Annotated in this window: 14 protein-coding genes and 1 pseudogene; 3 read left to right on the top strand and 12 right to left on the bottom strand. The window is 65.2% G+C overall.

Going from position 1 to position 12,945, the window contains the following annotated elements; genetic code table 11:
* Positions 1-97 precede the first annotated feature (97 nt).
* Together ACWF82_RS01860 and ACWF82_RS01855 are read right to left on the bottom strand one after the other, a co-directional pair.
* Positions 98-589, bottom strand: a complete 492-nt coding sequence (locus ACWF82_RS01860; RefSeq protein WP_189026890.1) for an ArsR/SmtB family transcription factor — start codon at positions 587-589, stop codon at positions 98-100.
* A gap of 106 nt (positions 590-695) precedes the next feature.
* Positions 696-1,331, bottom strand: coding sequence for a hypothetical protein (locus tag ACWF82_RS01855; protein WP_452496955.1), 636 nt, complete (start codon positions 1,329-1,331; stop codon positions 696-698).
* 203 nt (positions 1,332-1,534) lie between these two features.
* On the opposite strand from ACWF82_RS01855, the pseudogene ACWF82_RS01850 reads away from it, so the two are divergent.
* Positions 1,535-1,641: pseudogene (locus tag ACWF82_RS01850) on the top strand (transposase); the annotation flags it as partial.
* Here the strand turns inward: ACWF82_RS01850 and ACWF82_RS01845 are convergent.
* The 7 genes from ACWF82_RS01845 to ACWF82_RS01815 form a co-directional block, all read right to left on the bottom strand.
* On the bottom strand, positions 1,639-2,046 hold the full coding sequence (locus ACWF82_RS01845) for a HEAT repeat domain-containing protein (RefSeq protein WP_452497003.1): 408 nt from the start codon (positions 2,044-2,046) through the stop codon (positions 1,639-1,641). The pseudogene ACWF82_RS01850 and the gene ACWF82_RS01845 sit on opposite strands and share 3 nt — an antisense overlap.
* A gap of 14 nt (positions 2,047-2,060) precedes the next feature.
* Positions 2,061-3,407 carry a polymorphic toxin type 24 domain-containing protein gene (locus tag ACWF82_RS01840; RefSeq protein WP_452496953.1) on the bottom strand — a complete coding sequence of 449 codons (1,347 nt, stop codon included), beginning with the start codon at positions 3,405-3,407 and terminating at the stop codon, positions 2,061-2,063.
* A 5-nt stretch (positions 3,408-3,412) separates the two neighbouring features.
* Positions 3,413-3,715, bottom strand: a complete 303-nt coding sequence (locus ACWF82_RS01835; protein WP_452496952.1) for a WXG100 family type VII secretion target — start codon at positions 3,713-3,715, stop codon at positions 3,413-3,415.
* Positions 3,715-4,053 (bottom strand): WXG100 family type VII secretion target, encoded by a 339-nt coding sequence (locus ACWF82_RS01830; protein WP_452496950.1) that lies wholly within the window; start codon positions 4,051-4,053, stop codon positions 3,715-3,717. The genes ACWF82_RS01835 and ACWF82_RS01830 overlap by 1 nt, the downstream gene beginning before the upstream one ends.
* 418 nt (positions 4,054-4,471) lie before the next feature.
* Positions 4,472-4,849, bottom strand: a complete 378-nt coding sequence (locus ACWF82_RS01825) for a PIN domain-containing protein (protein WP_189026894.1) — start codon at positions 4,847-4,849, stop codon at positions 4,472-4,474.
* Positions 4,846-5,157: a type II toxin-antitoxin system Phd/YefM family antitoxin gene (locus ACWF82_RS01820; RefSeq protein WP_452496948.1), complete on the bottom strand. Its 312-nt coding sequence runs from the start codon at positions 5,155-5,157 to the stop codon at positions 4,846-4,848. The genes ACWF82_RS01825 and ACWF82_RS01820 overlap by 4 nt, the downstream gene beginning before the upstream one ends.
* A gap of 119 nt (positions 5,158-5,276) precedes the next feature.
* On the bottom strand, positions 5,277-6,263 hold the full coding sequence (locus ACWF82_RS01815) for an AurF N-oxygenase family protein (RefSeq protein WP_452496946.1): 987 nt from the start codon (positions 6,261-6,263) through the stop codon (positions 5,277-5,279).
* Positions 6,264-6,421: 158 nt separating this feature from the next.
* On the opposite strand from ACWF82_RS01815, the gene ACWF82_RS01810 reads away from it, so the two are divergent.
* The gene (locus ACWF82_RS01810; protein WP_452496944.1) at positions 6,422-7,072 is read left to right on the top strand and encodes an FHA domain-containing protein; all 651 of its coding nucleotides are present in this window, start codon (positions 6,422-6,424) and stop codon (positions 7,070-7,072) included.
* Here ACWF82_RS01810 and ACWF82_RS01805 read toward each other — a convergent pair.
* From ACWF82_RS01805 to ACWF82_RS01795, 3 genes are read right to left on the bottom strand one after another with little or no spacing between them, the layout of a single operon-like run.
* Positions 7,035-8,909: a serine/threonine-protein kinase gene (locus ACWF82_RS01805; RefSeq protein ID WP_452496942.1), complete on the bottom strand. Its 1,875-nt coding sequence runs from the start codon at positions 8,907-8,909 to the stop codon at positions 7,035-7,037. The two genes, ACWF82_RS01810 and ACWF82_RS01805, sit on opposite strands and share 38 nt — an antisense overlap.
* Positions 8,906-9,748, bottom strand: coding sequence for a hypothetical protein (locus tag ACWF82_RS01800; RefSeq protein WP_452496940.1), 843 nt, complete (start codon positions 9,746-9,748; stop codon positions 8,906-8,908). Before ACWF82_RS01800 ends, ACWF82_RS01805 begins: the two co-directional genes overlap by 4 nt.
* On the bottom strand, positions 9,748-10,917 hold the full coding sequence (locus ACWF82_RS01795; RefSeq protein WP_452496938.1) for a hypothetical protein: 1,170 nt from the start codon (positions 10,915-10,917) through the stop codon (positions 9,748-9,750). Before ACWF82_RS01795 ends, ACWF82_RS01800 begins: the two co-directional genes overlap by 1 nt.
* 911 nt (positions 10,918-11,828) lie before the next feature.
* Here ACWF82_RS01795 and ACWF82_RS01790 point away from each other — a divergent pair.
* Positions 11,829-12,929, top strand: a complete 1,101-nt coding sequence (locus ACWF82_RS01790; protein WP_452497001.1) for a ferredoxin reductase — start codon at positions 11,829-11,831, stop codon at positions 12,927-12,929.
* Positions 12,930-12,945 lie beyond the last annotated feature (16 nt).

Here is a 12,945-nt window from a genome sequence, read left to right as displayed (position 1 = left end):
CGGCTACCTCCACAGCATCGGTCTCTGGATGCTCACGGTAGCAGTCGATGTGCCCTGCATCACAGTAATCTAAACGGGCAATTGGGACATTTCTCGATCAGCGCTGCGCGCTCGCCAAGGCCGCGAGCAAGGGGACGAGCCTGCCCTCCGGCACCTCGAAACGGCCGAGCCCCGCGGTCTGCAGCCAGCCGACCGCGGCCAGCTGCCGCAGATGCTGGTAGATCTCGGCCGAGGTGCCCAGTTCCTCGATGGCGGCGAGATCGGCGGCGGTGCGGCGACCGTAGACGATCTCGCGCAGCAACCGCAGCCGCACCGGATTCGCCAGGACGGCGAGGCAGTTGGCGGCCTCGATGGTCCAGACGTCGCCGACGATGGCGTCGGTGGCGAATTGTGCCTGCCAGTCCAGTCTTTCACCGGTCGGCAGTTGCAGCGCCCCGGCCAGCAGCACGCCGCCGTTGCGCACCCCGGCGTCGTCGAATTCTTTGCGCAGCCGCGCGACGGCCCACGGCAGCTGCGCGTCGCCACCTCCGGACTGCTCCAAGGCGGCAACCCGCCGTTCCAGTTCTTCGAGTCGGTCGACCAGATCCACGCGGCAAACCTACGCCACACCGAACCTGTTGCGCTGCAAGCTTGCAGGTGCGAAACGCCGACGCACCCCGGAACCGTGATTCCGGGGTGCGTGCGCGAGCGGGAAACTACCGCGTGACAGCGCCGAAAGACGGCTGCTGGATGGTGCCGAGCTTGTAGGCGTACCCGTCCGGGTGTGCCTCGTCGACCGGAACGGACCAGCGGTGCCACAGGTTGCCGTACACCGCCGCGACGACCAGGCCGCCGCCGGTGTTCAGCGAAGCGGTGCGGATCGTCGTGTCGACCGGCACGTCCTGGTGCTCGGCCAGGATCGAGGTGCCGCTCTGCCCGGTGGACAGGTTCAGCCAGATGACCTCGAGCTTGGCGCCGGTCTGGTTGGGCGAGATGGTGCCGGGTCCGCCGAAGAAGCCGAGCCGGAAGCCGTTGATGTCGAGCGCGATGCCCGAACCGTAAACACCTGCGCCGCCGCCGTTCTGGCCGATGTCGGAGGTGGCGGGGATCTGGAACGGCTGCGCGGGCAACGCCACGTCGATCGTGCCCTTGTCGACGAGTTTGTCGAGCGCGGCGAGCGCGCCCGGGTTGTCCGCCACGGTGGTGCGCAGCTGCGCGACGGCCGCGGCCACGTCGACCGTGGTCTCGGTGGCCGGTTCCGCGCCCGCTGGGGCGGCGAAGACGACGGCGACGGCGGCCGACGTGGCGGCCACCGCGGTGGTGAAGCGACGCATGAAACTCAGATGATGCATAACCAGCTCTCCTCGAGTGTTCCTGGTACAGCTTTCCCTGGGTGAGAATCGTCAGCTCTGTTGCCGGCCGGTGGAATACCGCGCATCACCCGCGCGGCCATCGGTCACCGGTGCACCGTATCGGACCCGATGTGTGTCCGCGATCACTGCCCCTGGACTCAGGGCATCGGGGCGATCTGCACCTTATAGCCGTCCTTGGTGGCCGGCCGATCTATGTGGCGTTGGCGGTCGCTGTCGAGGGCCGCCGCGACATCCTCGGTATGTGGGCCGGTGACGGCAGGAAGGCGCGAAATGCTGGTTGCAGGTGCTATTTATTGTACGAATCCAATAGGCTCTCCAACTGCTTTAATCCATCGCGGGCGTACGGCGATGAGCTCATTTCCAGCGCCTTCCTGGACAACTGCAATATGGGAAGTTGTTCGAATATATGCAGCTCTCTCAGTCGATATGCGATGTAGTCGGAATCGCCATCTTCAGCCCGTCGTCCGAGCACCTCCAATACTGCCAGCAGTCCGTCGGTGCCACCGAATCTAGCGAGTGCCTCGGCAGCCTCTTGTTCGACGGCTGTGTCCGGGTCATCGAGCATTTTGGTAAGTGTCACGAAGGCATCTGGCGCAGGCAGGAGTTGTCCGAGGGCAGTGCAGGAATCCTTACGCTTCTCCCAATCCGGGGAAAGCGCATGTAGGAACGGTGAATTACCGCCAGTTTCGTTGATGCTAATCAGAGCTCCTATGGTATTTCGTCGGGTCTTGCGGGTCGGACATCCTTCCGTTCTCGCACGTATACTTTGCCGTTTGGTGCAACGTCGTGCTCCATTTCAACTACGTGTGGCGTTGGGACGCCCGCATGTTCTCGTCCCGTAAGGTCGACGCGCTTTATACCTCGACCATTCTCGTCGAACTGCACGTAGTTCGTAATTGTCCCGTTGGGGTCTCGCTTGACAATATAGCCGTTTGGTGGCCCATTGTCGATGGTGATGTTACCTTTGGTGATCGACGGAGAACTATCAAGAGCTGCCTGGAGCGTTGTGTTCGGAGACGGGCCCGCGCCATTGCTGTTCATTGGGTCGAGTTCGACCGTCAGCGCTGCAATCGTCGCCAACCCGCCTATTGTCAGCGCAGCTGCGGTGAAGGTGAAGCCGCCGAGCGCGGTGAGGAATGTGTTGGCAGGCCCGGCCAAAGCCCCGGCGGCCTGGTCCAGGAAGTCGATCTCTTCTTGGCGTTCGCTGGGTGTTTTTTGCTCATTCGGTTTCTTTTGCTTCGTTGGTGGCTCTTTGACCTGCACCATCGAAGTCCCGATCTGAATGGCGGTGACAACCACCACCATGGCGAACTGAGTGTTCATGTCCGAGCGCATCGTGGTCAAAGCAACCTTGTGGGCGTCGACTGCGGTCGCTATGTCGCGGGCAGCGGCTTCGATGTCGCCGATACTGATAGCGAGCGTTCGAAGGTGGCCCACGAGGTTCGGGATGTCTTTCGGGGTGTCGGATCCGTAGCCACGCTCCAGCCCGGAGGCGACCACTAACAGTCGTCCCTTGCCGCCGTACACGGGGTCTGATTGAGCGAAGGTCTTCCATGCGGATGCGGCGCGCGCCAGCTTGTCGGTGTCCCCGTCCGGGACTTCGCCGCCAGAGACAAGCGCGGTGACCTTGTCCTGCAGTTCGGTCCAGTCCGTCTCGAGTCCGCGACTGTAAGTCCCCGACGACGCGACACCGTTAACTATGCCCGGGCCGTAGGGTAGTTCCGAGGGGAAACCGCTGGGCAACGATGGTGGCGCACCCTTGTTGGGGTCGCGGTTGGCTTTGTACTCCGCGCACTTCCAGTTGTAGCCAGACGCGGTCAATATGTCGCCGAAGTGCTGCAATGCCTGCGCGAAGCTGGTCGCCACCAGCGTCACTGCGGCGGCGCGGTCGTCGTATGCTTTCGACCACGTCTTGACTGCCTGGTAGCCACCGGCCATCGCGCTGGTTTCTAAAAGGACGGTTTGCAGCGAATTGTAGACGGTTTGGAATTTCTCCGAGAGGTCGTAGCATTCCTTGGCCGCGCTCTCATAGGACTGCGGGGAGATTGAGCCCACTGAGTTCAGCCGCCGCTCATTCTCAAATTGATTTCCGCTGCCGCGCTGTAGGCGTCGCGGGCGGTGACGGCGGCGGTGTACATCTCCGTGATTCCCTCAACCACTGCGGCTGCCCCGATTGCCCATTCTCTGTAGGCTTCCTCCTGGGCGGTGGCAGCAGCTCCCTGCCAGGTTTGTTGGATGGTGGCGATTCGATGGTTGAGTCCGTCGAGACTTTCGGTGAGGAACCCAATGAATCCATTGGCGCGGGTCACGAGCTGGTCCAACTCATCGATATCGAACGTGAAGTCCCGGAAGTTGTCGGCCATCACATATTCAGTTCCGGTAGGTCTAAAGACTGCAGGTTGGCGGCGTTGGAGATGTCTCGGTGGGTCATTGTTTTGCTTGCGACGCCGAGAAGTTCGCCCATGGCCGTGAGAGCGTTCAATACAGTGGCGGCACCCTCCTTGGTTTCGGTCCAGCCATTACCGAATGCGTCTGCCGCCGCGCCGCTCCATTGGTCAAGGACGCTCGATATCTCACGGTCAAGCGAATTGAGCCCGTTGATCAGCGAATCGGCTAATTGCTCGACGTACGCACCCGCATCGGTCACCTCGTCTGGAACCATCGCGAAATCTGTTCCGGGCGTACCAGAATCATTTGACACGCGAGCCCCCCTCATCAAGACAGCGGGACGAAGCCTAGCCACAATCGAGCCCGACACGCAACAACAGGGGTGTCAACCAGTCGGCCGCAGGATCTGCTGGTTTGCGACCTTGACGATGACGGAACACACAACCTGCACGAGCAAGGAGGAGCTGCTAGCGACGGCTGGCCGTGCTCGGCCTCCTGTCCGATGAGTCCGTTCATGTAGCGGCGCAGGTCATCGAAGGTGACTGTCTCGGTGTCGCGGTTGTTCACATGTAGCCAGTTCAGGTCGTCTACCAGGCTGTCGCAGCTGACCACCGAAGATTTCCCTGGGTAAATCGTCAGCTCTGTTGCCGGCCGGTGGAATACCGCGCGGTCACCGGTCACCGGTGCACCGTATCGGACCCGATGTGTGTCCGCGATCACTGCCCCTGGACTCAGGGCATCGGGGCGATCTGCACCTTGTAGCCGCGATACAACTCGGGTTTGGCGGTGAGTACCGGCATATCGAGATGCTGGGCGGTGAAGACGACGGGTGCGACGAGCGGCCATTCGGTGTGGTCGTCGGCCATCGGCACGGTGGTGCCGATGCGGATCGCCGTCGCCGCGTCCAGTTCGGCCCAGCGCACGGCGACGCGATTGTCGAGCAGGCGCCCGAGCTCGTCGATGTTGTCGACGGCGCGCATCGCCGCCATCAAGCTCACCGTCGGCACCACCATGATCCGGCGCTGCTGGGTGAACTGCCGCATGATCACCTGCCCGAACAGGGGAGAGAGGGCGAGCGAGGTCAATGCGGTGTGGTCGGCGACGCTCACCGGGTGGCGCCTGTACCGTCCAGCGCGCTCATCAGTTTGTCCAGTTTGGCTTCCGCGTCGGCGATCTCGTCCGCGGAGTGCCGCTTGATCCGGTCGTCGAGACCACCCAGGATCTGCTCGCGCAGATCATCGTTGAAGTACGCGGGGGGCAATGCCCCGTGGCGCAACACCTCAGCAGGTACCACCGCGACCAATTCCTTCCCCTCCCGCGTCACGATCACCGGCCGCCCGCTGGCGGACACCCCGTCGAAAACACTACCGAGCTGACCCCGCAACTCGGTCAACGGCACAGTCTCATAATCGGCCATATCTCACTGTACATCGCTGTGTACAGTCGGGCTTCCGGTCTGGCGGGAGGAACTTCTCCGGAGTTCTGCCGCAGGTCAGCGGCGAAAAGCGGAAGTCCGGTGAGCCGTCGCCGCTGACCTCAGGCGGCCTTGCGGGCCGGCTCGCTGCGGTACCGGGTGACCGGGCCGTCGATGCCGAGCAGGCGCCAGGTGAGCTTCGAGATCGGGTTCATCAGGCCGCTGTTGGTGGCGAGGGCGCGCACGTCACCGAAGATATTGCGCATCGTGGTCTGCGATTCCGGGCCGCTCCAGTAAGCCTCGCGCATGACCTCGTCCGGGATGCCGAACTTCTCCACGAACTCCTTGGGTGGGGTCATGATCATGTCGAGCATCACCCGCATGGCGATCGGGAAGGCAACGGACAGAACCGATTTCATGATCGGGTTCATGCCGGGCACATTGCGCCGCAGGTATTCGTGGGCGAAGGAGATGTGGCGGGCTTCCTCGGCCACATGGATCTGCATCACGCGTTGCACCATCGGATGCAGGTCGACGCCGGCGCGCAGCAGCGACTTCTGCAGGTGGTCGATCGGCTCCTCGCCGCCGAGGATCAGCGTGAAGAACAGCTCCGGGAAGTACTTCACCGCGGGCCAGATGGCCATCGTCAGCTTGCGGTCGATCGAGCCCATGCCGATCACATCGCGGTAGCCGATCCGGTTGATCATCTCCTGGAACATCATCGTGTGGTTGCACTCTTCGGCAGCCTCATGGGTGACGTAGCGGAACTCCGGATCGCCGTTGGGTACCGAGACCAGATACTGCATCAGCCCACGGATCAGCAGCTGCTCGAAATCCAGGCCGACCTTGGCGATCCCGGCCTGACGCCACATGCCCATGGCGATCTGCTTCTCGACCGGCTGCGCCTTGTACCAGGGGTGACGGCCCAGCGGGTCCTCGTCGGGCATGATCCAGCGCGGATCGTCGGAGTGGACGGCGAACTCGGGCGATTCCCAGTCGATGTCGACATAGGGATCGAAGTGCCGGTTCACCGAGCCTTCGGACAGATTGCGCAGGATCTCGTGGTACTCGGGATCGGTTGCGGTGTTCTTGGCGGCTGTCGACAGCATCGGCGATGTCTCCTTTGTGTGGCGCAGGTTGCACGTTATATGAGACTCGAGGTCCCAGACAAGTGGGTGTGGCGCCCGCGCACGCAACAGGGGACTTGAGGGAGGCACTAGAATGATGAGAGTCCGGGCCCCGCTCCACCCACCGAGGGGGATTGGCCGTGACTTCGAATTTCACCGAGCCGCGCCTCACATATGTCGACGATCAAGGGCATCGCCGGGCGTTGACCCTGTCTGCCGAGGTGCCGCGGATAACGGTCGGGCGATCATCGCTGGCCGACATCACCCTGCCCGCCGATGGTCAGGTGTCGCGGCTGCACGCGACGGTGGAGCGGATCGCCGGACAGTGGACCATCGTCGACGACGGGCTGTCCCGTAACGGCACCTATGTCAACGGCGAACGTCTCGCCGGGCGGCATCGACTGCAAACCGGTGACAGCATCCAGATCGGCAACACGGTGCTGTCCTATCTGGACCACGGCCGCCGGGCGAGCTGTGCGAAAACCCAGGCCAGGGACGCCATCGGCCTGCCGACGCGGCGCTCGCTGACGGAGGCGCAGAGGGCGGTGCTGGTCGCGTTGTGCAGGCCGTTCCAGCACAACGCCACCTATGCCACCCCGGCATCGAATCAGCAGATCGCCACGGAACTGTTCGTGAGCACCGAGACGGTGAAGACCCATCTGCGCGCGCTGTTCGGAAAGTTCGGTGTCGAGGACCTGCCACAGAATCAGAAGCGGGCCAAACTCGTCGAGCGAGCCATGAACAGCGGCATCGTCAGCGAACGCGACTTCGAATCCGAGCCTGCTCCTTGATCTGCTCTGTGCGGCGATAACGTCGCCGCTGTCCGATGCGCCAGGCGCCGATGGCCGCCGCGACGCCGGCCAGCATCCCGACCACGGCCGCGGTGACCACCGTCGCGATCGTCGGCGCACTGCCGAACAGAATCCACGCGGCGCCGACCACGCCGATCGCGAGCACACCCGCGCTCACGGGAACGCCGATACCGCCGGATACCCGACGCCGACGGTGGCGTAGCGAGCGCAGGAACGACTCCAGATACGCGACCGCGAACAGGATGAGCGCCCCGACGCCGACCGCGGCGGCGGTGGGTAGCGCGGGCTGCGCCGTCTTGACCGGGAAGCTCGACGTGCTCGTCGGCGCGCCCGGTTCGGTCACCGTCAGTTCACCGGTCACGTCGCCTGCGACCAGGTGCTGCCCGCCCAGCGCGGGCAGCGTGGCCACGCTGCGGCCGGGCTCCGGGACCATCGGCGCGCTCTCCTTGGCGACCATGGCTCCCAGCACTTTCAGCCGTAGCTCGGCCGTGGCGGCGGCCGATGGCCCGACCGCGGTGACGACCACCGGTTGGTTCAGGTCGACCGGGATCGTTTCGCCGGAGGCGGGGTCGACGCCGCCGACGGTGGCGGCTCCCGGTGGGAGTGTTCCGCCGGTGCTCGGCGAGCCGACGCCGATCAACGCGACGGCGAGCGCCATCAGTGCCAGGCCCGCCGCGATGAGCAGTGGTATCCGTGGCGAGGGCAACTTGATCACCTCTTTGACCGGAACCAGGTCGGCTTCGTCCACATCGTTGAGGCGCACGCCCTGCGCACGCTGGCCCGGTACTGGTCGCACCGTGGGCGTGGTCGGCCGCGCGGCCGCGCGGTCGATGACGGTCGGTGAGATCGGGCCGGTCGTGCGGGCCGCGGCGGCGATCGTCTCCGCACCCATCACCGGGATGCCCTGGGCCGATAGCCACCCCGGCCCCCACGGCTCGGTGGACGCCTCGGCGAGGGCGACCCCGAACGCTTCGGCGGTCGGATACCGCTGCGCCGGATCGGTGGCCAGACCGCGCATGATCACCTCCGCGAGGTGCTCCGGGATGTTCGGTGCGGCCTCACCCAACGGCGTCGGGTCGTCGAACGCGTGCATGAACAGCGTCGCGAGCGCATCCTGACCGGCGGGGAAGGGCAGGCAGCCGGAGAGCAATTCGTAGAGCATCGTCGCCAGCGCGTAGACGTCGGTCGCCGGGGTCAGCTCCCCACCGCGGGCCTGTTCGGGGGCGATGTAGGACGGCGTGCCGATCACCTCGCCGGTCTTGGTGGCCATGGTCTCGTCGCCGCCGACCACTTTCGCGATGCCGAAATCGGTCACTTTGAGCGCGCCGGAGGCGGCGAACATCAGGTTCTCCGGTTTGACGTCGCGGTGCAGGATGCCGTGGACGTGCGCGGCCTCGAGCCCCGCCGCGCACGACAGCGCGACCGCGACCGCCGACGGCGCGTCGAACCCCTCGCCGGTGAATCGGCTCCACACGGTTCCGCCCGGCAACAGCTCCATGACCAGCAGGCACATCTCCTCGGTTTCCACATAGTCGTAAACCGGAACGACGTGCGGATGGTCCAGCGAGGCGAGCAGCCTGCCCTCGGAGACGAATCGCCGCCGCACGATCGGGTCGGCCGCGAACGCCGGGGGGAGTTGCTTGATGGCGACGGGGCGGTCGAGCCCGCGATGCCGGCCGGACAGGACGACACCCCAGCCGCCCTTGCCCAACTGGCCCCCGATCTCGTAGGCGGGTAGTGCCGCGGCGACCGGGTCGATCTCGGCGGTCTTCGCTTCGGCGGTGTTCGCGTCGGTGGTTCTCGGGTCGGGGGTCATCGGCTCGCCGCCTCGGTATCCAGCGGCACGGTCCGCTTCTCGCTTTCCTCTTCCTCGAGCTCCGCGAGCGCGGCCTCTTCCTCCTCCAGCTCGGCAGCTTCCTCTTCAGCGGTCGTCGGTGTCGGGGTGAGGTAGCCGAGTACGAAGAACCCACCGGCGAACAGCAGCGCGATGATCAGCCATCGTTCACCGCTGGGCACCCAGACGCGCAATGCCGACAGCGAGAACACCAGCACCAGTCCGATACCGAGTCCCGGCGCGAGCAGGCGCATGCCGCGCTGCCAGCGGTTGGGCGGCATCCGGTGCCTGGCGACGGTCAGCGCCGCGTCGGCGATCGCCAACAGCGTGAGGATCAACAGCGCCAGACCGAACAGGCCGTAGACCGAATTCAGCGAGCCACGCACATCGGTGACGGTTTTCGCACCGGCCAGGACATTGTCGTCGGCGTCGTATGCGGTCACCGATCCGCTGATCAATCCGGTCGCCTGCTCGGACAACCCGGACAGGTCGAGCGAATAGCTCAGTCGCTCTGTCGAGTTCGGCAACACGGTCCGATTCACCGACGTGCTGAACGAGTAGAACGTGAGACCTACCACCTGGCCGGACAGATCGATGCGCCGGACGGTGACCGGCTCGTTGCCCTCATTGGTGATACTCACCTCCACTTCCGCGGAACCGTTGGGGTCCAAGCGAATCGGATCGGTCTCGGTCGCCGCGGCGATTTCCCGGCCGTCGATACTGACCGCCATACCGACGGAATCCTGCGCCGCCGCGTGCGCCGATCCGGGCGCGAATACGCTGAAAACGACCAGCGCGATGAGTATTCCGATTGTTTTCACTATCGCTCCTCTGGTCGTGGCGGCGGGCTCAGCAGCCGCCGTACATAGACGAAAACTCCGATAAGCAGGAAGAACATGATCACGGTCAGCGTGGAAGTCGCGGCGTCGACATTGCTGGCGAGCACGACATCCAGCGCCGCGGCGAGTACCGGTCCGCAGGCCGCGGTGACCTCGTAGCGGCCGACCGGAAGGACCGTTCCCATATCCAACGTGGATTGGAACGCGCCGCGATCATCGGCGACGGTCGTCCCGGCCGGTACGCCGCCGATGGCCACATCCACCTCGGCTCCGGCCGGACAGCCGTAGCCCATTCCGGAAATGTTTTCACCCTGGGCCACGGCCGGCACGGTGAGCTCGAACCCAGCGGCCTCCTCGGTCGGCGCGGGCACCTCGTAGCCCGGCGGGACCAGCGCGGGAATCAGTGCGAGCTCGACAGGTTCGCGCTGATGTGGGGTCTGGGGGTGGTGCGGCTGGCCCCCGGGCTGCTGCTGGTGCGGCCGGTCCTGCTGCGGCCCGCCGGCATCGTTTGCCCCGCCGGCCGGGCTTCCGCCGCCGCTGCGATTGTCCGGCCCGCCGCCGTTTCGGGGAGTCCCGCCGCTGGGCGGGTCAGCGTGTGGCTCGACCGCGGGGGTCTTGGGGTCGTTCTTGGGGATGTTGACGTCGGGGATGTTGGTCTTGGGGTCGTTCTTGGGGATGTTGACGTCGGGGATGTTGGTCTTGGGGTCGTTCTTGGGGATGTTGACGTCGGGGATGTTGGTCTTGGGGTCGTTCTTAGGGACGTTGACGTCAGGGATGTCGACATCAGGGTTGTCCGTCCCACCGCCCCAGTCAGGGTTGTCGAGCCCGTCACCGCCGTTGCCGGGGTTGCCGCCGCCGGTCCCACCGCCACCGCCGCCGCCGGTCCCACCGCCACCGCCGCCGCCGGTCCCACCGCCACCGCCGTCGCTCCCGCCGCCCCCGCCACCGGTTCCGCCCCCGCCGCCTCCGCCGCCGCCCCCGCCCCAGCCGCCTCCGCCGCCGGTTCCGCCGCCAGGAGTGTCGGTCCCGCCGCCACCGCCAGGGTTGCCGCCGCCCGTCCCGCCGCCGGGGTTGCCGCCGGGGTTGCCGCCGCCACCTGTTCCGCCGCCACCGCCACCGGACCCACCGCCGCCGCCGGGATCGGCCGTCAAACCGCCGCCTAAGCCAGGATTGTGCGTCCCACCGCCTGTCTGGTCCGACCCAGGATTGCTCGTGCCAGGAATGACCGCTCCAGGGTTGTTCGGCGCGGGATTGACCGGCCCAGGGGTGACCGGGCCGGGGTCCTGTCGCGCGATCTCGGTGCGGTAGGTCGTGAATGCTGCCGAAGCCGGAGCTGCGTGTGCCTCGATATCCGGGGTGAGTCCACCCATAATGGTGAATCCACCGAGGACGATCAGGAGGCACGGCCGCGTGACCGCGCGAAGCGGTGCGTGTAGATCACCCATTCGTCTCACCCCTCAGGCGTGCGCCCGAAGGTCGCCGATCACGGGTGCCGCCGAATTGCATTACGTGGTTGGCCAGCGATGCCCGACTGGTCGGCGGAGCGGTTTGTCCGACGGCGTCGGCTTCGGCCGGTTCGTTCGGGGTTGGCACTGGAATTCTGCCTTTCGAGCGGAGCATCGCTGTACTTCTATCGTCCATCTGCGGACGTTGGATCGCATCACCCTCAGGGGTGGAATGGCGACACCTACGGGGTGTTGATGAATGGATGTAGTTAATCTCGTGAACTACCGAAGTGGTTTACGACGCAATCGAATAGGCGCCGACCGACACGACGATCTTGCCGCGGGCATGACCGGATCGGCTGTCCCGAAATGCATCGACAGAATCCTCGAGTGGACGGCCGATATTTGCGCGTGCACAGATACTCGTCGGCGGAAGCATCACCCCGCGGGCTGATCCCAACACACCGAGACCGCGGTGAGGTATCGAGCAGCCCACCCCCTGGGGGAGATGGTTCATCCCTGTTGCGGAAGAGGGGCGCGGCTCTTCCGGCCCACACTGGATTTCCCTGAAGCTCCAGCGCACAAGGAGTGCGGACGTGAACGATCAGCCCACCGCGATGAGGCGAATACCGCGTCGATTGCGATCTGTGCGCACGCTAATGTCCCTCGTGGACGCAATGGCGACGCCGCACCATCTGGACCGGTACCTGGAGCTCGTCAATCCCATGGCGTCGGTGCGCGACTTGCGCGCAGAGGTTGTCGACGTGCACCGTCAGACCCGCGAAACTGTCACGCTCATCCTTCGGCCGACCTGGCAATGGGAGGGATTCGACGCGGGCCAGTTCGTCCAGGTCGGCGTCGTCGTCAACGGCGTGCGGCACACCAGGTGTTACTCCCCGGCATCCTCGCGGTATCGCGATGACGGCCGCGTCGAATTGACCATCAAGCGTCATCCGCAAGGTCTGGTGTCGCAGTACTTGTATGCCGAGGCACGGCCCGGCCTCGTCGTTGCCTTGTCGCAAGCCGCGGGCACCTTCCGGCTGCCGACGTCGCGGCCGGACAACATTGTGCTGATCAGCGGGGGCAGCGGCATCACGCCGGTGCTGTCGATGCTGCGGACACTCGACGACGAGGGATACACCGGTGCGGTCGCGTTCCTGCACTATGCCGACACCGAGAGTGATGTGCCCTACCGGACCGAGCTCGCCGCAATCGCGGCACGCAACAACACTTTTCACGTCACATTCGCCTACACCGCGCAGGATTACAACGCGGATCTGTCCGGGCACTTCGGAATCGAGCATCTCCGGACTGTCGCGCCGTGGCATCGACAGGCAGCGACATTCGTCTGCGGCCCCACCACGCTCCTGGACGCCGTCCGTGCGCTCTATCGCGAACTGGGATCCGAAACGAACTTGTACGCAGAGGTTTTCACGCCTCCGGTGGTCGCCATCGAAGACGAAGCGACCGGCAGGGTCTCGTTCGCGGCGAGTGGGGTGACCACCGACAACTCCGGCGCCAGCCTGCTCGACCAAGCCGAAGCGGTCGGCCTCGCTCCCGAACACGGATGCCGCATGGGGATTTGTTTCTCCTGTGTCTCGATCAAGAAGTCCGGGTGCACGCGAAACCTGCACACCGGCGACACCGCCGACGAACCCGATCAGCCTATCCAGCTGTGCATTTCGGCTCCGGTGGGCGACGTAGTAATCGATCTCTGACCGCACAGATCAAGGA

Source organism: Nocardia sp. NPDC055053 (genome assembly GCF_053608285.1).
Note: the sequence above shows the minus strand (reverse complement) of the source record. Positions and strands in the feature narration are given on the sequence as shown.

Coding starts and splice junctions, on each gene's coding strand:
- ACWF82_RS01815 (WP_452496946.1), bottom strand. CDS start 6,263: ATGCTGTCGACAGCCGCCAAGAACACCGCAACCGATCCCGAGTACCAC.
- ACWF82_RS01790 (WP_452497001.1), top strand. CDS start 11,829: ATGAGGCGAATACCGCGTCGATTGCGATCTGTGCGCACGCTAATGTCC.
- ACWF82_RS01855 (WP_452496955.1), bottom strand. CDS start 1,331: ATGCATCATCTGAGTTTCATGCGTCGCTTCACCACCGCGGTGGCCGCC.
- ACWF82_RS01820 (WP_452496948.1), bottom strand. CDS start 5,157: ATGGCCGATTATGAGACTGTGCCGTTGACCGAGTTGCGGGGTCAGCTC.
- ACWF82_RS01805 (WP_452496942.1), bottom strand. CDS start 8,909: ATGACCCCCGACCCGAGAACCACCGACGCGAACACCGCCGAAGCGAAG.
- ACWF82_RS01835 (WP_452496952.1), bottom strand. CDS start 3,715: ATGGCCGACAACTTCCGGGACTTCACGTTCGATATCGATGAGTTGGAC.